Genomic DNA, 18,545 nt, shown 5'->3' with positions numbered 1-18,545 from the left:
CCTCCCGCGACACGCATTCACCTCAACGAAAATGTGAGGGGCGCGCCGGTCAATTCCTGCAGCCTGCCTTGCGTCATTCCGGGTGCCATGGAGCGCACCACGAAGCCGCCCTCGGCCACGTCGATGACCGCAAGATCGGAGTAGATGCGGTTCACCGCCTTTGCCGCGGTCAGGGGGTAGCGGCATTGCCGCACGAGCTTGGGCTCGCCCGCCTTGGTGACATGGGTGGTCATCACCCAGACATTGCGGGCGCCGGCGGCGAGGTCCATGGCGCCGCCGACCGCAGGCGTCCGATCGCTGCCGGAGGTCGACCAGTTGGCGAGGTCGCCGGTCTCGGCGATCTCGAAGGCGCCGAGGACGCAGAGGTCGATATGGCCGCCGCGGATCATCGCGAAGCTGTCGGCATGATGGAAGAGCGCAGCGCCCGCCATCAAGGTGACATTCTCCTTGCCGGCATTGACCAGCCAGGGATCGGCCTCGTTCGGGCCTGGCACCGGGCCCATGCCGAGAATGCCGTTCTCCGAATGCAGCACGACTTCGCGCCCGGCGGGGATGTGGTCGGCGACCAGGGTCGGCAGGCCGATGCCGAGATTGACGTACCAGCCTTCGGCGATGTCGTTCGCGACGAGACCAGCCATCTCCTTGCGGCTGAACGGGGTGTGATCCAGCGCAGCAGTCATCGGGCGCCCTCCTTGCTGGCAGAAATCGTCGCCAAGGGCGGATCGCCGCCCGCGACCGTCAGCACACGGTTCACGAAGATGCCGGGGGTGACGATGATGTTGGGATCGAGCTCGCCGAGCGGGACGACATTCGCAACCTGAGCGACGGTGAGCTTCCCAGCCATCGCCATGATCGGATTGAAGTTCCGGCCGCTGCCCTTGTAGGTCAGGTTGCCCCAGCGATCAGCGTTATAGGCCTGGATCAGCGCGACATCGGCGCCAAGCGCGTATTCGAGGACATGTTCGCGCCCGCCGATGTTACGGGTCTCCTTGCCCTCGGCAAGGCGCGTGCCCGCGCCGGTCGGCGTATAGAAGGCGCCGATCCCGGCGCCGGCCGCCCTGATCCGCTCGGCCAGCGTGCCCTGCGGCACGACCTCGAGCTCGATCTCGCCCTTCTCATAGCGCGCATCGAAAGCGGTGGAGCCGCGCGGGAAGCTGCAGATCAGCTTCGAGACGGCGCCGCTGCCGATCAGCTTGCCGAGCCCGGTCTGCGGTTCGAAGCCGGCATTGTTGGCGATCACCGTCAGGCCGCGCACGCCGCTCAGCGCCAGCGCGTCGATCAGCGCATTGGGTTGGCCAACCGCGCCGAAGCCGCCGACCAGGACGGAGGCGCCATCGCCTATGTCCGCCAGCGCCGCGGCCATGTCGGGAACCTGCTTGTCGATCATAGGCCTCTCGCTTCCAGTCTCAGCGCCCGGTGAAGACGGGCGAGCGTTTCTCGGCGAAAGCGCGCCGGCCCTCCGCCCTGTCGTGCGTATCGCGCAGCATGCCCCAGACCAGCCGCTCCAGTCGTAGCGCCTCGGGCAATGGCAGTTCGCCGCCGCTGCGGACGAGGCGCTTGACTGCCCGGACCGAGAGCGGCGCATTCGCCGCGATCCTGGCGGCGAGCGCCTGCGCTTCCTTCAGCAGATCCGGCACGGGAACGATCCGGCTGATCAGGCCGAGGCGCAGCGCCTCCGGCGCATCGATCATGTCGCCGGAGAGCAGCATCAGCATCGCATCGCTCTGGCCGATGCTGCGCGGCAGACGCTGCGTGCCGCCGGCGCCAGGAATCGTGCCGACCTTGACCTCCGGCAGGCCAAAGCGCGCCTGCGGCGCCGCCAGCCTGATGTCGCAAGCCAAGGCCAGTTCCAGCCCGCCGCCGAGGGCAAGGCCATTGACCGCGGCGATCAGCGGCTTCTCGCAATCGAGCGCCGCGGCGAAGCTGCTATCGCCGCCACCGGCGAAGGCCTGCGCTGCATAGGGGCCGGCGACCTCGGCGGTCTTCTTGAGATCGGCGCCGGCGCTGAAAGCCCGCTCGCCCGCCCCGGTCAGGACCACCGCCCGGATGCTGTCGTCGCTGGCGATATGCTCGAAGCAGGCGACGAGCGCGGCGCCCGTCTCCGGGTCGATCGCATTCAGCGCCTGCTGCCGGTCGAGCACGATGGTCGCGACATGACCGGCCTGGCTGAACTGTAGCGATGGGGTTTCGGGGACCATTCAGTCTCCCCGCCGGATCAAACGCTGGCTGCCACCGAGGTAGGGCCGGCACCATCACCGGTCAAACGAGTTAACCGCGCAAGCCGATGAGCTTTCCTCAATCGAAGGCCCGGTGCGGCCGCCCTTTGCGGCCGCTCGCCATCGCGATCGCTCAACGATTGAGCGTTCCGACGTTGACGACCTCGTCGAGCCTGATCAGGCTGGCGAAGAGCTTCTCCGCCTGCGACTGGGCAAGCTGCTTACTGCTGCAGGACCAGAACTTCTGCCAGAGCTCGGCCTCGCTCATCGGCCGCGTCCAGTGGCCGCGGGCGTAATCGACGCTGGGGCTTTCGAGCACGCGGCCGTCAGCGAGATGCAGCCGGACGCCGCCGCTGAAGCCGAGATTGGGCTGGGTGTCGGCCGGAATGCGGCTGTCGGCCACGGTCTCGACCTTCTGCAAGAGCGACTGGACTTCCGGGCGGCCGTGGAAGGTCTCCTCCAGCGCATCGAAGGTGACGCGCCGCTCGAACAGCGCGGCGACGACCGCCAGCGGCACGCTGTGCGACGGCACGAAATGCAGCACCGAGGGCGATTTCGAGATCACCGCATATTGAGCGTCGCTGATCAGCAGTTCGACCCGCGTGACCTCCTGCGGCTTGACGTCATACGCATTCGCAAGATCGAGCGCGCCATCCACAGCCCGCTGCGCGATATTGCCGAACGGGTACTGCTTGACGTTGATGCCGATGCTCTCGAGGCGCCAGGCGCGGCCGAGGTCATCGAGCGGGCTCTCCAGATCGACAGCCCCCTTGGGCGAGAGCGCGACCAGCATGCCGCGCCCGGAGCGCTCCAGCGCATCGGCCGGCGCCGACATGCCGGCCTCGGCGAGATGCGCCGCCAGCACACCGCCGGCGGCACCACGGCCGATCTGGAACGGGCCGACATCGGTGTCGAAGCTCGCGGTGATGCCGCCCGACATCGAGGCGGCGATGCCGAGCGCGCGCAGCGTCGTCGCCTCGTCGAAGCCACGCAGATTGGCGAGCGCCAGCGCGACGGCCAAAGGACCGAAGCAGGCGGTGGCATGCCAGCCCTTGCTCGAATAGCTGTCGGGATCGCGCTCGGCGAGCCGCGCCCAGGCTTCATAGCCGGCGGCATAGGCCTGGATGACCTGCCTGCCGCTGGCGCCGATCCGCTCGCCCTCGGCGAGCAGGGCCGGCATCAGCACCGTGCTGGTATGGCAGCCGGCGAAGGCGACATCGTCGAAGACGACGCTGCTGGTCGTCACCGCATTGACCAGCGTCGCGTCGGCGGCCGAGGCCTTCTCGGCACCGAGCTGGATGCGCGCCTCATTCTTGACGCCGCGCGTGCCGAGGCTGGCCAGGACATGGCGGGAAACCGGCATGTCGATGCCGGAGAGCATGACGCCGACCGTATCGGCCATGCCGATACGGACGGCCTCAATCGCGCGGGCCGGCAAGTGCTCATAGCGCAAGCCGGAGGCGAAACCGGCGAGCGAGCGTGACAAGGCTGTCGGCATGGTCGTTTCCTCTGATGTCGTTATGGTCGCGCGCAGCGTGATCGAGCACGCCGCGAAATGGGGTCCGGCGCGGGCGCCGCCTCAGGCGAGCCTGAACACCGGCAAGGTGATGCCGTCCTCGACCTGATGGCCAAAGGCGATCTCGACCGCTTTGCCGATCGCGATCTCGGCAAAGTCGCTGCTGACGATGTTGGTCATCATGGTCGGCCCCTCCGCGAGGGTGACGTAGGCGATGGCGAAGGGCTCGGCCGCAGTGCGGGCGATGCTGTAGGAGTAGATCGTGCCCTGCCCGCTCGCCGGCCGCCATTCCGTCTCCGGGCTGGCGCAATGCGGGCAGATCGCCCGCGGATACCAGTGCGCCCGCTCGCAGGCACGGCAATGACGCAGCTTGAAACGTCCCTCGGCGAGCTCGCTCCAGAACGCCTTGGTCTCGGGCTGGTGATCCAACGCCTCGCGCAGAACCGACATGGGCTTTTACTCCCGCTCCATGATGAGGGTGGCGCCGCCATGCCGGGTGCCGAGCATGCCGCCGGTGCCGTGCGCCAGCGCGATGTCGCAATTGGCGACCTGGACGGCCGGGTGCGCCTCGCCGCGCAATTGCCGGACCGCCTCGATGATCTTGGTGATGCCGCCGCGATTGAACGGGTGGTTGTTGCACAAGCCCCCGCCATCGGTGTTGACCGGCAAGCGGCCGACGCCGGCGATCAGGTTGCCGTCGGCGACGAAGCGGCCGCCCTCGCCCTTGGCGCAGAAGCCGAGATCCTCGAGCTGCACGATCACGGTGATGGTGAAGCTGTCATAGACCGAGGCGTATTTGACGTCGGCCGGCGTCAGCCCGGCCTCGGCGAAGGCCGCAGCGCCACTGAAGCGGCCGGCAGAATAGGTCAGGTCGATCGCGCCACCGGCGGTGTGCTTCACCGCTTCGCCCCCGCCGCGAATCTTCACCAGCGGGCGCTTCAGTTGGCGGGCGATCTCAGGCCGGGTGACGATGACGGCGCCGCCGCCATCCGAGACGATGCAGCAATCGAGCTTGTGCAGGGGGTCGGCGACCAGCGTCGAGTTCAGGACGTCGTCGACCGTGACGAGGTCGCGCAGCATGGCGTTGGGATTGTGCTGGGCGTGATGCGAGGCGGCGACCTTGACCCAGGCCAGCTGCTCGGGAGTCGTGCCGAATTCGTGCATATGGCGCATCGCGCACATGGCGTAGACGTTGAGGATCGTCATGCCGAAGGGCGTTTCCCAGGCATAGTCCGGCTGAACCGGGCTGTCGGCCCGCTTCAGCCCGCCCTTGGGAACGCCCTCGCTGCGCGGCCGGCCGGCGAGCGTGACCAGTGCCACATCGCATTTCCCGGCCGCGATCGCCTGCGCCGCATGGTTGACGTGCAGGATGTAGGAGGCACCGCCGATATTGGTGGAATCGGCGTGGCGAACCCGAAGGTTGAGATAGTCGACCATCGAGAACGGGCCGGTGCCCGGCACGTCGCCGCCGCAGAAATAACCGTCGACATCGTCCCTGCTCAGCCCGGCATCGGCGAGCGCGCCGAGCGCAACCTCGGCATGCAATTGCGCCAGCGACTTGTCCGGCGCCTTGCGCAGCGGATGCTCATAGGCGCCGACGATATAGGCCTCTCCGTTGATGCTCATGCCCTGCCCTTCTGGCGCGACAGGGCAGAGCCGGCCGTCGCGAGTTCGTCGTAGTGCACCGTCGCGGCGACGGAGGGACGCTGCTGCGCGCCCTGCCACCACTGCGCCAGGCGCGGATAGCGCTCATGCCAGAGGAAATCCGGCGCGAAGCGGAAATCGAGATAGCCGAGCGCCGCGACGATCGCGGCATGGCCGACATCGAAGGAGCTATCGTCCGCCGCCGCGGCTTCGGCCTCGAGCGCCCGGAAGATGTGCGGCAGCTTCTTGTGTACGGCCGCGATGCGCATGGCCGACTGCTCGCCCTGCCGGCGCGAGCGCTCGCCCAGCCAGTTGAGCAGCAGCCAGGAGAGCCCGTCGCCGAGGGCCTGGCGTCGGAGCGCGGCGGTGCGCGCATCGGGGGCTGCCGGATGTAGCCGGCCATCGCCGCGCAGGACGTCGAGGTAATGGCAGATCGCCACGGAATCGTAGATCGCCTCGCCACCCTCGGTGACCAGCGTCGGGATCTGGCCGAGCGGATTGAGCGCGAGCAGCGTGTCGTTCGGCTGGGTCGAGAGGATGACCATCGGCACGCGCTCGATCGCTTCGGTCAGGCCGACCTCATGGACGACGACCAGGACCTTGCGGACGAAAGGCGAGCGCGGCGACCAGAAAAGCCTCATCATTTCGCCAGTCCAGGCTCAGGAAAAATCACATGAGACGGCGCTGCCACGGAATCCCGCCGCGGCGCTCGCATCTGCATTAAAATCGGCTCGAAACCGAGGCAAAACATGCTTCATCCTGTTGATGATCCAAGCGATTTGATCCATCATCGCCCGCGACCCACAAGCAACGCGAAAAGCTGAAAATGGTCAATCGACTAAAAGGGAGGCCATCTGTGAGAAATCATCAAGCGTGTGAGATATGCTGCGTCGCCTGCCCCCGCTGAACGCGCTGCGCGCCTTCGAGGCGGCCGGCCGGCATGTCAGCTTCACCAAGGCTGCCGACGAGCTCTCGGTGACGCCCGGCGCGATCAGCCGGCAGATCAAGCTGCTGGAGGACGTGCTCGGAGTGGAGCTGTTCGAGCGCACAGGCCGGGACCTGCGCATCTCCGCCGAGGCGAACGACTATGTCGCGGCACTCGGCACCGCCTTCGATCAGATGGAGCGCGCCACCAAGCGGCTGATGGGCGCGCAGGGCGAAAGCTCGCTGCGGGTGCACTGCCCGATGACCTTCACCTTGCGCTGGCTCGTGCCGCGCCTGCCGCTGTTCCACCGCCTCTATCCGAAGCGGGAAATCCAGCTCGCGACCTCGCTCTCGCCGCGGCCGATCAACCAGCTCTCGATGGGCGACATCGACATCGCGATCCAGCAGGGCGACGGCGACTGGCCGGGCCTTGTCTCGCATCGCCTCGCCGGCAGCGCCCTCATCCCGGTATGCAGCCCGGCCTTCCTGGAGCGCCTCGGTCCAGAGGTCCGCATCGACATCCTCGCCGAGCAGACGCTGCTCCATTCAACCGTCCGGCCGGATGACTGGCGTGAATGGCTCGACGCCGCCGGCGGACAGCAGATCGAAAGCGATCGCGGCCTCTATTTCGAAAGCTCGACCCTCGCCTATCAATCGGCGATGGAAGGCATCGGCATGGCGATCGGGCAGATGGCGCTGGTGCTGGAGGATTTGAACGCCGGCCGGCTGGTCGCGCCGTTCGATTTCATCCACGACAACGGCATCGCCTACTACCTCACCTATGTCGAGCATGCGGTGAAGAAGCCCGGCGTCGCTGAATTCCGCGACTGGATCCTGGGGCAATCGGTCGAATACGAAGCGGCACTGCGCCATATGCGACTGCCCGGCGGCGAGAGCCTGGTGCCGGCCTGAGCGGCCGGCGCACCTCGCTTCAGCGCGCAGTCTCGATGATGCCGGCAGCAGCGAAATCGGCGATCTCGCTGCGACTGTAGCCGGCGATCTCGGCGAGGACGACATGGGTGTCGGCGCCGACCTGCGGGGCCGGACGTGCGATCGCGAGCGGTTCCTCGTCGACCTGGAGCGGGAAGCCCTTGACGATCAGGCCTTGCTCGTCGCGCTGCAAGGCGTGCTGCCAGGCCTCGCCCCAGCCGGCCATCATGCCGTTGCCGTCATTGACGATGGCCGCGGGCACACCGAGCCCGACGAAGAAGCTCACCGCTTCCTCAGCGGATCGGGCCGCGGTCGCCGCCGCGGCTGCCTTCCGAAGGCCACCCGGCCGATCGGAAACGCCAACCGCAAGCCCATCCGCCAGCAGCGGCAGAGCCGAGGCCGGCACCGAGAGCGCCACCCAGATGTCATCGGCGGCAAGGAAACAGTCCTGCAGCGGATAATGCGGTTGGGCGTTGCCCTGGCGGGTGACGGTTTCGCCTTGCGAGGCGGCGGCGAAGCGATCACCGATCATGAAGGCGGCGAGATCGCGCTGCGACAGGTCGAGATGACTGCCGCCCTCCCCTTTGCGCACGGAGCGCAGCGCCGTCGCGATCGCCCCCGCCGCGAACAACGCGACGATCTGGTCGGGATAGTTGACGTCGCGGCCGGACACCTCGGGCTTGCCGCCCGCATAGCCGGTGACCCAGGCGAGGCCGCTCAGCGCCTCCAGCGTCGAGCCATAGGAGACATGGCCGGCGTCGGGGCCGGTCTCGCCTTGGCTCGAGATCGAGGCGAGGATGATGTCGGGATTGGCCTCGCGTAGCCTCGCGAAGCTCAGCCCGAGCCCTTCCATCACGCCGCGCCGGAAGTTCTCGACCACGACATCGGCCCGGCGCACGAGGCGCAGCAGGATCGCCTGCCCTTCCGGCCGCTTCAGGTCGATGCTGATCGCACGCTTGTTGCGGTTGGTGGCGCGGAACAGCGCCGGCATCGCGCCCGGCTCGTCCTGCGCACTCCAGACGCGGAACGGGTCGCGATAGGTCGGCGATTCCACCTTGATCACCTCGGCGCCGAAATCGGCGAGCAAGGCGGCGGTCGCCGCTCCGGCGGTGATGATGCCGAGATCGAGGACGCGGCAGCCTTCCAGCAGCTTCATCGCGCCGCTCCCATAGCGGGCTCGGCCTGTCGTGCCGCCGTCTGATCAAGCCAGACGAGCGGCAGGCGCGGCGCCTGCACGCCGGGATCGGCGTCAAGCGGCTCGAACAGGCCGCGCGCCTGGTTGTGCGGCTCGTCGAAGGCCTCGACCGGGCTCCAGATCGGCCCGATCGGCAAGCGGTGCTGCCGCGCCAAAGCGTGGATCTCTCGGCGGGTCAGCGTCAGGAAGCGTCGTTCGATGATCGCGGCGAGCTCGCCCAGATAGGCGAGCCGGCTCGCCCGCGTCGAAAAGCGCAGCTCCTCCAGTGCGGGTTCCGCCAGCGCCGCCTTCAATCGCTGCCAATCCGGTTCCTGATAGACCAGCACGGCATAGCCGTCGGCGCAGCGCAGCACCTGCCACTCGGCGGCAGCGCCGGTCCGACCGGGCAGGACATCATAGCCCTCGAGCGGCACGGCCTTCCAGTTCAGCCAGACCAGGGTCTCGAGCAGGCTGGCCCGGATTGTGACGGGCGCGCTTTGTGGGCGGGCCGAGACCAGCGCCGCCGCCAGCCCGGCATAGGCGGAGAGGCCGAGGGCGAAGGCCTCCTGGTGCCCACCGAGACGCAAGGGCTCGCGCTGGGGATCGCCGACCATCGCCAGCAGCCCGGCCGAGGCCGCGGCAGTGAAGGCACTCGCCGGCCTGTCGCTTTCCGCGAGAGCGCCGCCAAACAGGCTGAGCACTGCAGAGACGGGCGGCAGGCCCGCTCGGCCCCGCTCGCGCAGCACCGCGCCATCAACGAGCGCGACATCAGCACGGCTGAATAGCTTGGCCTCGCCTTCGCTCGACAGCGCCTTGCCGCGCGACAGGAACAGCTCGGTGCTATGCTCGAAGCCGCGTTCGCGCCCCTGCCAGCGGACCACGTCCGCGCCGAGATCGGCGAGGATGCGCCCAGCCATGCCGGCGGCGAGCACGAGCGCGTTATCGGCCGCGTCGGAGATCACCTCGGCGACGGTGAGGCCGGCATAGGGGCGCCGCGCCGTCATGGCCGCGTCCGCTCGAGCATGCTGGGCGCTGCTGGAGTCATGGGCTTAGCCCAGCGTCCGCTGCCAGAGCGCGAAGAGCTTGGCCCAGGTCGCCTCGGCCGCCTCCGGCTGATAGCAGCGGCCGGCGGTGAAGCAGTAGCCGTGCTCGCTGTTCGGGAAGACGTCGACATCATGCGTCACGCTGGTCGCGGCGAGCGCTTCCTGCAACGCGGCGATCGTCGCTGGCGGGGCAGCGCCGTCAGTCTCGGCGAAGGCGAAATAGAGCTCGCCCGGCACTTTCGCGACCAGTCTGTGCGGCGAGCCCTCATCCTCGGTGACGAGGCCAACGCCATAGAGCGAGGCGGCGGACGCGATGCGCGGACCGAACTTCGCGGCAGCTGCGACAACATAGCGCCCGCTCATGCAGAAGCCGAGGCAGGAGACCTTCTGGGCATTCGCTTCCGCTTCGCCATCGAGGAAGGCGAGCATGCCGGCGGTGTCGTCGGTGGTGCGCTCATTGTCGATCGAGCGCATGCAGGCGCCGACCACGGCCGACATGCGCTCGTCGCGTCGCGGCAGGTCGAAGCGCACGGTGCCGATCCGATAATAGAGATCGGGCAGCAGGCAGTAATAGCCGGCCGTCGCGATCCGGCGCGCCATGTGGCGCAGTTCCTCGCGGATGCCGGGCGCGTCCATGTAGAGGATCACCACCGGATACGGCCCCGGCCCGTCCGGCCTGACGGCGAAGGCCGGCATCCGGCCGTGCCGGGTGACGATGGAAACGTCTTTCTCGACCATGATCTTCTCCAGGCGACCGCGCGCCGTCAGGGTTGCTCGGACAGCATGAAGGCGTGCTGCGTGCGATCAAGATGACGGCGATAGGTCAGCCTGACGCGCCGGCCGATCCACTCGCCCTCGGGCTCCGGGCCAAGCAGGTTGGAGACGACGATCGGTCCTTCGTCGAGCCTGATCGCGACGGCGTTGTAGGGCGGCGGATGATCATCGAAATAGGCGCGGTGGAAGCGCACCCAGGACAGGATCTCCCCGCCACCGGACAAATCGGTCCAGCGATAGTCGAGGCTGGTGCAGGCCGAACAGATCGGCCCCGGCGGGTAGCGCAGCGTGCCGCAATGGCCGCAGGACTGGAGCTGCATGCGCTCGCGGGAGAGGCTCTCCCACATCGGGGCGTCGTAGAGCGTGACGACGGGCTGGCTGTTCGCCATGGCTCAGGTTCCGTAGATGATCGAGATCGCCTTGCCGGCGACATCGGAGCTGTAATGGACGTGGCGGCAGCCCTCGACCTGATGGTCGCCGGCCTCGCCACGGACCTGCCGGACCGCTTCGATCTGGTGGTTCCAGCCCTGCATGTAGCTTTCGGAGAGATGCCCGCCGCTGGTGTTCACCGGCAGCCCCTTGGCCAGCGAAATGCCGGTCTCGCGCATGAACTGCCCGACGCCGCCGATCGGGCAGTAGCCATAACCTTCGAGCGCGAGCGGGATATGCAGCGAGAAGCTGTCATAGATCTGCAGCGCGTCCATGTCCTTCGGGCCGAGCGAGGCCATCTCGAAGACCTGGGCTGCGACGGTTTGCTGTGCCGGCAAATAATAATCGAGCAGGCGGGGCTCGAGGCTGGTGGCGCCGCGGTTGAGGTCATAGCGGCCGACGCCCTTGATCGCGACCGGAGCCCGGCCAATTCGCTTGGCCTTGCCGGCCTCGGCAATGATCAGTGCGACGCCGCCATCATTGATCAGGCAGTAATCGAAGAGATGCAGCGGCTCGCAGATGAAGGGCGAGGCGAGATAATCCTCGACGGTGATCGGCTTGCGCATCAGGGCGCGCGGATTGCGCGAGGCGGCAAGGCGCTGCGCCACCGCGACCTCGCCAAGCTCGGCTTCCGTCAGGCCGCGCTCATGCATGTAGCGGCGCGCCATCATCGCATAGAGCGCGCCCTGCGAGGTGAAGCCCCAGGGCGCGTGATAGACATAGGCGAGGAAGGCGCCGCCGCCCTGCGCATCCGGGCCGCCATAATTGACCTGTGCCGAGCGCTGGTCGTTGCCGTAGACCAGCGCGACGACCGAGGCGAGGCCGGAACGGATCGCCATGCAGGCCTCCATCACCGCCGTCATCGCATCCGCCTGCCCGCCCCAGCAGACATTGAGACCGAGCAGTTCGCCGACACGCTCATAGGCCGTGGTCGGCCCGACGATCAGCCCGTCGATATCGTCGCGCGCGATGCCGGAATCGGCCAGTGCCGAGAGGAAGGCCTGCGCGCCATAGCCATAGGAATCATGCGGCCGCTCGCCGGCCCGAACCCGCTGGTGGTCCCCGACCCAATCGCTCTGGCCGATGCCGATCACCGAAGCGACCCCGGACAGCGAACCCGTCATGCGGAAACCTCATCCTGCCTTGCGCGGAAGCCTCGCCGGACCGCCGACGAGACTTCGGAGGTTTTTCGCAACGCCGGCGAAGGGTCAAACGACTTAACCGAAAGAGCGATTGAGCAATGCTCACAAGAGCCCTTGCCGCAGCATTCCTCAAGCCCGGCTCAGTTTCCCTCGTTTGACGCCGGCTCGGGACAACGCCAAGGCTCGCGGCGGGAGGTGCGCTTCATGCCGAACCGCTGGATCGAGGCCGACGGCATCCAACTGCGCTACGAGCTGAAGGCGGGGCCGCCCGCGACAATCGTGCTGCTGCATGAGATGGGCGGCATGCTGGAGAGCTGGGACACAGTCGTGCCGCTGCTTACGCCCTTTGCCAGCGTGCTGCGCTATGACCAGCGCGGCGCCGGGCTGTCGGAGAAGCCGCCCGGCCCCTACACCATCGCGCAGGCGGCCGACGATCTCGCTTCGCTGCTCGCGGCGCTCGCCATCACCGGGCCCGTCGCCGTCGCCGGCGCTGCGGTCGGGGCGGCGGTGGCCGCCGCCTTCGCCGCGCGCCATCCGCAGGCAATCGCCGCACTCGCCTTGCTTGCGCCGGCGACCGTGCTGGACGAGGCGAAGCGGACACGGACCGAGCAGCGGATTGCTTCAATCGAGCGCCTCGGCATCCGCAAAGCCTTCGCCGACGAGGCCGCAAGGCCGCGCACACGCTATGAGGAACTGCGCCTCGCCGCCGATCCGGCCGGGCTCGCCGCCACTTGGCGAATGCTCGCCGGGCTCGATCTCGACGCCGATCTGGCGGCGATACGCTGCCCGACCCTCGTCGTCGCCGGGCGCCAGGATGCCGCCCGCCCGCCGGAGCATGTCGCGTGCGTCGCCGCCAGGATCGCGGGAGCCGAATTCCTGGTGCTGGAGACCGGTCACGTCATGGCGATCGACACGCCTGAGCTCATCGTGGCAACACTGCAGAACTTCCTCGCACGAACCGGCTTGTCGAATGCTCAACCTACGAGTGATCAAGCCTCCAACTATTGAGAATTCCTCATACGCCTGTCTCGTTTACTCGTTTGACCGGCCACGGTCGGACAGGCAGTTTCGCCTAGTGCTCCCCTCTCGACTTCAGGGAGCAGAACGGCGGCGTTAGACCGCCAGGAGCTCGAGCGCCGCACCGGCGCTGCGTGAGGATTGGGAGGAAGGACATGCAGACCAGACGCGGCTTCATCGCCGGGGCGAGCACGCTCGCGCTGTTGCCGACTGCCGGCTTCGCCCAGAGCCAGCCGGCTGCCGACTTGATCGCCAAGGCCAAGGCCGAGCGCCAGCTCGTCTGGTACACCGGCATGGTGGTCAGCCAGGTGGTGCGCCCGCTCGCCGAGAAGTTCCAGGCTAAATACGGCATCGAGGTCCGCTATGCGACCACAGGCGATTCCGACACGGTGCTGAAGATCACCAGCCAGGCACGGGCAGGCAAGATGGAGGTCGACCTGTTCGACTCGCCGGGAACCTCGATCCCGCCGTTGAGCAAGGCCGGCTTGATCGAGCCGTTCGTGCCCGATGCGCTCGGCAAATATGCACCGACCTTCAAGCCGCAGAGCCAGCTCTATTCCGGCATCTACGCACTCTATCTGACGACGACCTACAACACCGACCTGGTCAAGGCGGCCGAGGCGCCCAAGACCTATGACGACCTGCTCGACCCGAAATGGCGCGGCAAGATGGTCTGGACCGATACCCGCGCCATTTCCGGCCCGCCCGGCTTCATCGGCAACGTCCTCTCGGTGATGGGGCAGGACAAGGGCATGGCCTATCTGCGCGAGCTCTCGAAGCAGAAGATCGTGCGCGAGCCCGGCAACCAGCGCGTCATCTTGGACAAGGTGATCTCCGGCCAATACGCGATCGGCCTGATGACCTATAATCATCACGCGGTGATCAGCCGGGCCAAGGAGGCCCCGATCGCCTGGGTCAAGATGGAGCCGCTCGTCGCCAATCTCGGCGTCATCGCGCTGGCCAAGGGCGCACCGCACCCCAACGCCGCCAAGCTCTTCCTCGAATTCATGTTCTCCGATGACGGCCAGAAGATCATCGCCGAGGCCGGCTATCCGCCGGGCAATCCCGACGTGCCACCGAAGGATCCCTCGATCGGCCCGGTGACCGGCAACTTCACCTCGACCCTGCTCGCGCCGGAAATCTCCTCGCAGGAGAGCGAGCCGCTGGCGGGCTGGCTGAAGATCTACGACGAGCTGTTCAAATGACCGAAGTCATCGACGTTGCCGCGGCGCTGCCGCAGCAACTCCGCGCCGGGCTGGCCAAACGCCCGGCGCAGACCAACCTATCGGCGCTGGCGATGCTGCTCGTCATCGCCTGTCTGGTGCTGCCGCCCGTCGTCACGCTCATCCAGAACAGCCTGTTCGTGATGAACCCCGACGGCTCGCACGGCGCCTTCACCCTCGACAACTTCGCACATCTGGTCAGCGAGAAGGGCATCCTCGCCAGCGGCTGGAACTCGATCCAGTTCGCGGCGCTGTCGACGCTGTTCTCGCTTCTCTTCGGCGCCTCGCTCGCCTGGGTGGTGGAGCGGACCGACGCGCCGCACCGCTCGCTCGCCTATCTGATGACGGTGGTGTCGCTCGGCATCCCCTTGATCATCTATGTCCCGGCCTGGCTCTTCCTGCTCGGCCCGGTCGGCCCGTTCAACGAGCTCTACCGCAATCTCACCGGCAATGGCGGCAACCTGTTCGCCGTCAACTCGATCGCCGGCATGGTCGCGATCGAGACGCTGGGCTGGCTGCCGATGTCGTTCCTGCTCTTCGCCGCGAGTTTCCGCACCGCCAATGCCGAGCTGGAAGAAGCGGCGCGGATGAGCGGAGCCGGCATCCTGACCATGGTGCTGCGTGTCTCGATCCCGCTGGCGGCGCCGGCCGCGCTGGCGACGGGCCTCTTCATCTTCATCAAGACGCTGCAGGCCTTCGACGTGCCCAAGCTCGTCGGCACCTCGGCCGGCATCAAGCTGCTGACCACCGACATCTATGACGACATCCGCGCCGCCGTGCCGCCGCGCGTCGGCCATGCCAGCGCCTATTCGGTCGTCTTGACCGTGCTCGTCGCCGGTCTGATGTATCTCTACAGCCGCCTGTCCCTGAACGCCTCGCGCTTCGCCACGGTGACCGGCAAGGGCTTCCGGCCACGCCCCCTGCCGCTCGGGCGCCTGCGCTGGCTCGGCGGCGCGCTGATCTGGGCCAACTGCATCGTCGTGCTGGTGCTGCCGATCCTGACCCTGCTCTGGATCGCGCTGACGCCCTTCGTCCGGCCGGTCCGCGTCGCCGCCTTCAAGTCGCTGACGCTCGACAATTTCAGGATCGTGCTCGGCAGCCAGGGCTATTTCGAGCTGATCGTGAACACGCTGATCACGGCCGCCGCCGCGGCGAGCGTGACCATGGCGCTGATGGTGGTCTGCGGCTGGCTCGTCGCGCGCCGGCAGGCCTTCCACGCCGCCACCGACCAGTTGATCACGCTGCCGATGATCCTGCCCGGCATCGTGCTCAGCGTCGCGATGATGGATGTCGCGCTGCGCGCGCCGTTTCCGCTCTATTCGACGCTGACGATCGTCGTGATCGCCTTCGTCATCCACTTCCTGCCCTTCGGCATGCGCTACACCTATGGCGGCGTCTTGCAGATCCACAAGGAGCTCGAGGAATCGGCCGGGGTCTGCGGCGCCTCGCCCGGCAAGATCCTGCTGAAGGTCGTGATGCCGCTGCTCTGGCCGGCGATCATGGCCGGCTGGGTCTTCATCTTCCTCAATGCCGCCCGCGACCTCTCGACCGCGATCATCCTTGCCGGCCCCGACACCAAGACCATCGCGGTCGCGATCTTCGACCGCGCCGTCAATGGCGAACTCAGCGAAGTCGCGGCGCTCGGCCTGCTCTGGTCGCTGCTGATGAGCACGATCGCGACGGCCTTCTACCTGGTGATGAAACGCCGCGGCACGATGATCTTCGGGGCGTGACAGCAGGCGGATCCCAGGCGATCAGGCGCGCTGACAACAGGCAGGGGCCAGGTTCAGCCGTGTCATCTTTGCCTCTTCCTTCCGAAATTAACTTTCTGGTAAGAGGTTCGGGTTTCCTTGCCGGTGACGATGGCTCGCTGATTGCGGCAGCCTAGATCCCGTAATCAGGAGGTCACCGCATGAAGCGGACCGCGATCGCTGCAGATGCCGTTCGTTCTCTCGACAAGAGCCGCCACGGCCGCAAGGCGATCCCGCTTCTGATCTCGCTGGCTGCGCCGGTCCTGGGCGCCTGCAGCACCTCGCCCGTCCAGACCGCTTCGACAGGGACTCCTGCGACCAAGCAGCAGCCCCACGAAACCCGCAAGCGCGCGATCGAGCTCGCCAAGGCCGACCCGCGCGAGCGGGAATGCCTCGTCCGCGCGATGTATTTCGAATCGAACCGGTCGAGCGAATCGGGCCTGCTCGGCGTCGGCACGGTCGTGATGAACCGGGTGGGATCGCCGAGCTACCCTTCGACGATCTGCGGCGTCGTCGGCGCGCCGCGCCAGTTCGCACCGGGCGTGCTGACCCGCCAGATGGTGGCGCGCGACATGCCGAAGGCCGAGGCCGCCGCCGAAGCCATCCTCGCCGGCAAGCGCAACGAAGCCGTCGGCAACGCCAAGCATTTCCACATGGCCGGCCTGCGCTTCTCCTATGCCAACATGCATTATGTGACGGTGGCGGGCGGCAACGCCTTCTATGTCAAGGGCGAGCGTCCCGAGCGCCGCCGCATCGAGGAGCCGAGCTACCAGCTCGCCGCAGTCACCGAGCCGGCGCCGCTCGCTGCCAGCGCCTCCTCCGTTCCGACCTCCTTCGCCAATGCGCCGCTGGCCTTCGCGCCGGAGGCTCCGGCCGCAGCCTCCCCCGCCAGCCCGGCCACGCATCTCGTCAGCCATGCGACGCTGCCGCCGAGCCGGCCTTTCGATCTCGACATGCCCAAGCGGCTGGCGCGGACCTTCATCGCGCCGCCGAAGAGCGACGCCCGGATCGCGGCGCTGATGCCGCCCTCCCGCGGACTGCGTGGCAGCGTGCAGCAGGACTGAGCTGCGCCGCTGCAAAAGCCGCTCCGGGTTGATGCAGATCAATTCGGGGGCGGCGCGGCCTTCTGAATCTCCGACCGACCTGTCTGCCGGCATGAATCGTTAATCATGCCGGCTCCAGAGCATCCTCGACTGTTTTTGCGCCCAAGGCGGCGCTGCGTTGAGGAAAGAAGTGATGTCTGCGTCCGACGATCTCGCCCGGCGGCTTGAATTCCTCCAGCTGGACGGACAGGCGCGGCAACGGCTCCGCGATCTCGAGCCAACGATTGTCGCGGCGCTTCCGGGCGCGCTCGACGCCTTCTACGCGCAGATCAGGGCCTTTCCGGAGACGATGGCCCTCTTCCGCAGCGAAGCGCAGCTCGGTGGCGCCAAGACGAGCCAGGTCTCGCATTGGGCCGGGATCGCCAAGGGACAATTCGACCAGGACTATGTCGCGGCCGTCACCCGCGTAGGCCAGGTCCATGCCCGGATCGGGCTCGAACCGCGCTGGTATATCGGCGGCTACGCGCTGCTGCTGTCGCAGCTTATCGGCAAGGTCCTGGAAGTGCGCTGGCCGAAGAGCCGCTTCGGCTCCAAATTGCCGGGGGCGGATCAGCGGGCTGCGGAGATCGCTGCGATCGTCAAGGCCTGCCTGCTCGACATGGACTACGCCATCTCGGTCTATCTCGAAGCCTCGGAAGCGGCCCGCCTGAAGGCGGAAGCGCAGGCGCGCGCCAGCGAGCAGGCCAAGGCGGCGGAGCGCGAGAAGGCGATAGCCCTGATGAGCGAAGGCATGGCGGCGCTGGCGAAGGGCGATCTCACCGTCCGCATCGCACAGGACATGCCGGCCGAATACGCGATGATCGGCACGCATTTCAACGACGCCATGGCCAAGCTCAGCGAGATGATCGCGACCATCAAGGCGAGCTCGACCGCGATCGCCGCGTCCTCGCAGGAGATCAGCGCGGGCGCAGCCGACCTGTCCGAACGGACAGAGGAGCAGGCCTCGGCGCTTGAGCAGACCGCGGCGACGACCGAGGAGCTCGCCGCTTCGGTGAAGAGCTCGGCCCAGGCTTCGCGCGCCTCGACCGCGCTCGCCGACGAGGCGACGGCGGTCGCGCGCACCGGCGGCGGCATCATCCGGGAGGCGATCGCGGCGATGGCCCGGATCGAGGACGCCTCCAGCAAGATCTCCGAGATCACCGGCGTGATCGACGGCATCGCCTTCCAGACCAACCTGCTGGCGCTGAACGCGGCGGTCGAGGCAGCCCGTGCCGGCGATGCCGGGCGCGGCTTTGCCGTCGTCGCCGCCGAGGTCCGGGCCCTCGCCCAGCGCTCGGCCGAAGCCGCCAAGGACATTACCGGCCTGATCGGTACCTCCGGCAGCGAAGTGACCGAGGGCGTGCGGCTGGTCAGGCTCGCCGGTGACACGCTGGAGCAGATCGTCGGCGCCTCCGGCCGGGTTTCGACGACGGTCGGCGAGATCGCGGCCGCGGCGGGCGAGCAGGCCAGCGGCATCGAGGAGATGAGCCAAGCCGTCAGCCATATGGACGAGATCACGCAGCGGAATTCCGTACTCGCCGAGCAGAGCGCGACCTCGGCGCGCATGCTGCTGACGCAGATCGAGCGCCTCGGCCAGCTCGTGTCCAACTTCCGGACGCAAGACGGTCACAGGCCGTCCATCCCTGCAGTCGCCCAGCGCAATCGCGCCGCGTGACCTCG

Annotated in this window: 18 protein-coding genes; 6 read left to right on the top strand and 12 right to left on the bottom strand. The window is 67.6% G+C overall.

Going from position 1 to position 18,545, the window contains the following annotated elements:
* Positions 1-17 precede the first annotated feature (17 nt).
* The 7 genes from AC3WLC_RS09440 to AC3WLC_RS09410 form a co-directional block, all read right to left on the bottom strand.
* A complete protein-coding gene (locus AC3WLC_RS09440; RefSeq protein WP_493683667.1) occupies positions 18-680 on the bottom strand; it encodes a 3-oxoacid CoA-transferase subunit B in 663 nt (220 codons plus the stop codon).
* A complete protein-coding gene (locus AC3WLC_RS09435) occupies positions 677-1,384 on the bottom strand; it encodes a 3-oxoacid CoA-transferase subunit A (RefSeq protein ID WP_493684524.1) in 708 nt (235 codons plus the stop codon). The genes AC3WLC_RS09440 and AC3WLC_RS09435 overlap by 4 nt, the downstream gene beginning before the upstream one ends.
* 22 nt (positions 1,385-1,406) lie before the next feature.
* Positions 1,407-2,198 (bottom strand): enoyl-CoA hydratase/isomerase family protein, encoded by a 792-nt coding sequence (locus tag AC3WLC_RS09430; protein ID WP_493683666.1) that lies wholly within the window; start codon positions 2,196-2,198, stop codon positions 1,407-1,409.
* A gap of 151 nt (positions 2,199-2,349) precedes the next feature.
* On the bottom strand, positions 2,350-3,714 hold the full coding sequence (locus AC3WLC_RS09425; RefSeq protein ID WP_493683665.1) for an MmgE/PrpD family protein: 1,365 nt from the start codon (positions 3,712-3,714) through the stop codon (positions 2,350-2,352).
* Between the two features lie 81 nt (positions 3,715-3,795).
* Positions 3,796-4,182, bottom strand: a complete 387-nt coding sequence (locus AC3WLC_RS09420) for a Zn-ribbon domain-containing OB-fold protein (RefSeq protein ID WP_493683664.1) — start codon at positions 4,180-4,182, stop codon at positions 3,796-3,798.
* Between the two features lie 6 nt (positions 4,183-4,188).
* Positions 4,189-5,358 (bottom strand): thiolase family protein, encoded by a 1,170-nt coding sequence (locus AC3WLC_RS09415; RefSeq protein ID WP_493683663.1) that lies wholly within the window; start codon positions 5,356-5,358, stop codon positions 4,189-4,191.
* Positions 5,355-6,020 (bottom strand): glutathione S-transferase N-terminal domain-containing protein, encoded by a 666-nt coding sequence (locus AC3WLC_RS09410; RefSeq protein ID WP_493683662.1) that lies wholly within the window; start codon positions 6,018-6,020, stop codon positions 5,355-5,357. Before AC3WLC_RS09410 ends, AC3WLC_RS09415 begins: the two co-directional genes overlap by 4 nt.
* A gap of 238 nt (positions 6,021-6,258) precedes the next feature.
* Here AC3WLC_RS09410 and gcvA point away from each other — a divergent pair, with 238 nt between their 5' ends.
* Positions 6,259-7,212: a transcriptional regulator GcvA gene (gene gcvA / locus AC3WLC_RS09405; RefSeq protein WP_493683661.1), complete on the top strand. Its 954-nt coding sequence runs from the start codon at positions 6,259-6,261 to the stop codon at positions 7,210-7,212.
* 19 nt (positions 7,213-7,231) lie between these two features.
* Here gcvA and AC3WLC_RS09400 read toward each other — a convergent pair whose 3' ends face one another.
* The 5 genes from AC3WLC_RS09400 to AC3WLC_RS09380 are packed head-to-tail and all read right to left on the bottom strand — an operon-like array spanning position 7,232 to position 11,774.
* On the bottom strand, positions 7,232-8,386 hold the full coding sequence (locus AC3WLC_RS09400) for a CaiB/BaiF CoA transferase family protein (protein ID WP_493683660.1): 1,155 nt from the start codon (positions 8,384-8,386) through the stop codon (positions 7,232-7,234).
* The gene (locus AC3WLC_RS09395) at positions 8,383-9,408 is read right to left on the bottom strand and encodes a CoA transferase (protein WP_493683659.1); all 1,026 of its coding nucleotides are present in this window, start codon (positions 9,406-9,408) and stop codon (positions 8,383-8,385) included. The genes AC3WLC_RS09400 and AC3WLC_RS09395 overlap by 4 nt, the downstream gene beginning before the upstream one ends.
* Positions 9,409-9,453: 45 nt before the next feature.
* On the bottom strand, positions 9,454-10,185 hold the full coding sequence (locus AC3WLC_RS09390; RefSeq protein ID WP_493683658.1) for a dienelactone hydrolase family protein: 732 nt from the start codon (positions 10,183-10,185) through the stop codon (positions 9,454-9,456).
* A 26-nt stretch (positions 10,186-10,211) separates the two neighbouring features.
* On the bottom strand, positions 10,212-10,610 hold the full coding sequence (locus AC3WLC_RS09385) for a Zn-ribbon domain-containing OB-fold protein (protein ID WP_493683657.1): 399 nt from the start codon (positions 10,608-10,610) through the stop codon (positions 10,212-10,214).
* Positions 10,611-10,613: 3 nt separating this feature from the next.
* Entirely contained in the window at positions 10,614-11,774 is a 1,161-nt protein-coding gene (locus AC3WLC_RS09380) for a thiolase family protein (RefSeq protein ID WP_493683656.1), read from the bottom strand.
* A 222-nt stretch (positions 11,775-11,996) separates the two neighbouring features.
* Between AC3WLC_RS09380 and AC3WLC_RS09375 the strand changes: the two genes are divergently transcribed.
* From AC3WLC_RS09375 to AC3WLC_RS09355, 5 genes are all read left to right on the top strand, one after another.
* Complete coding sequence (locus AC3WLC_RS09375; protein WP_493683655.1) at positions 11,997-12,800, top strand: alpha/beta fold hydrolase; 804 nt, start codon at positions 11,997-11,999, stop codon at positions 12,798-12,800.
* 164 nt (positions 12,801-12,964) lie between these two features.
* Positions 12,965-14,014: an ABC transporter substrate-binding protein gene (locus AC3WLC_RS09370; RefSeq protein ID WP_493683654.1), complete on the top strand. Its 1,050-nt coding sequence runs from the start codon at positions 12,965-12,967 to the stop codon at positions 14,012-14,014.
* The gene (locus AC3WLC_RS09365; RefSeq protein ID WP_493683653.1) at positions 14,011-15,765 is read left to right on the top strand and encodes an ABC transporter permease; all 1,755 of its coding nucleotides are present in this window, start codon (positions 14,011-14,013) and stop codon (positions 15,763-15,765) included. Before AC3WLC_RS09370 ends, AC3WLC_RS09365 begins: the two co-directional genes overlap by 4 nt.
* Positions 15,766-15,944: 179 nt before the next feature.
* Positions 15,945-16,847, top strand: coding sequence for a cell wall hydrolase (locus tag AC3WLC_RS09360; protein WP_493683652.1), 903 nt, complete (start codon positions 15,945-15,947; stop codon positions 16,845-16,847).
* Between the two features lie 172 nt (positions 16,848-17,019).
* The gene (locus AC3WLC_RS09355) at positions 17,020-18,540 is read left to right on the top strand and encodes a methyl-accepting chemotaxis protein (protein WP_493683651.1); all 1,521 of its coding nucleotides are present in this window, start codon (positions 17,020-17,022) and stop codon (positions 18,538-18,540) included.
* Positions 18,541-18,545: the final 5 nt, after the last annotated feature.

This window comes from Allobosea sp. GW821-FHT03A12 (genome assembly GCF_058986765.1).
This window is presented reverse-complemented; position numbering and strand designations above follow the sequence as displayed.

Excerpts from the sequence above, each read along its gene's own strand:
- AC3WLC_RS09440 (WP_493683667.1), bottom strand. The coding sequence starts at position 680 with ATGACTGCTGCGCTGGATCACACCCCGTTCAGCCGCAAGGAGATGGCT.
- AC3WLC_RS09430 (WP_493683666.1), bottom strand. The coding sequence starts at position 2,198 with ATGGTCCCCGAAACCCCATCGCTACAGTTCAGCCAGGCCGGTCATGTC.
- AC3WLC_RS09425 (WP_493683665.1), bottom strand. The coding sequence starts at position 3,714 with ATGCCGACAGCCTTGTCACGCTCGCTCGCCGGTTTCGCCTCCGGCTTG.
- AC3WLC_RS09420 (WP_493683664.1), bottom strand. The coding sequence starts at position 4,182 with ATGTCGGTTCTGCGCGAGGCGTTGGATCACCAGCCCGAGACCAAGGCG.
- AC3WLC_RS09415 (WP_493683663.1), bottom strand. The coding sequence starts at position 5,358 with ATGAGCATCAACGGAGAGGCCTATATCGTCGGCGCCTATGAGCATCCG.
- AC3WLC_RS09410 (WP_493683662.1), bottom strand. The coding sequence starts at position 6,020 with ATGATGAGGCTTTTCTGGTCGCCGCGCTCGCCTTTCGTCCGCAAGGTC.
- gcvA (WP_493683661.1), top strand. The coding sequence starts at position 6,259 with ATGCTGCGTCGCCTGCCCCCGCTGAACGCGCTGCGCGCCTTCGAGGCG.
- AC3WLC_RS09400 (WP_493683660.1), bottom strand. The coding sequence starts at position 8,386 with ATGAAGCTGCTGGAAGGCTGCCGCGTCCTCGATCTCGGCATCATCACC.
- AC3WLC_RS09395 (WP_493683659.1), bottom strand. The coding sequence starts at position 9,408 with ATGACGGCGCGGCGCCCCTATGCCGGCCTCACCGTCGCCGAGGTGATC.
- AC3WLC_RS09390 (WP_493683658.1), bottom strand. The coding sequence starts at position 10,185 with ATGGTCGAGAAAGACGTTTCCATCGTCACCCGGCACGGCCGGATGCCG.
- AC3WLC_RS09385 (WP_493683657.1), bottom strand. The coding sequence starts at position 10,610 with ATGGCGAACAGCCAGCCCGTCGTCACGCTCTACGACGCCCCGATGTGG.
- AC3WLC_RS09380 (WP_493683656.1), bottom strand. The coding sequence starts at position 11,774 with ATGACGGGTTCGCTGTCCGGGGTCGCTTCGGTGATCGGCATCGGCCAG.
- AC3WLC_RS09375 (WP_493683655.1), top strand. The coding sequence starts at position 11,997 with ATGCCGAACCGCTGGATCGAGGCCGACGGCATCCAACTGCGCTACGAG.
- AC3WLC_RS09370 (WP_493683654.1), top strand. The coding sequence starts at position 12,965 with ATGCAGACCAGACGCGGCTTCATCGCCGGGGCGAGCACGCTCGCGCTG.
- AC3WLC_RS09365 (WP_493683653.1), top strand. The coding sequence starts at position 14,011 with ATGACCGAAGTCATCGACGTTGCCGCGGCGCTGCCGCAGCAACTCCGC.
- AC3WLC_RS09360 (WP_493683652.1), top strand. The coding sequence starts at position 15,945 with ATGAAGCGGACCGCGATCGCTGCAGATGCCGTTCGTTCTCTCGACAAG.
- AC3WLC_RS09355 (WP_493683651.1), top strand. The coding sequence starts at position 17,020 with ATGTCTGCGTCCGACGATCTCGCCCGGCGGCTTGAATTCCTCCAGCTG.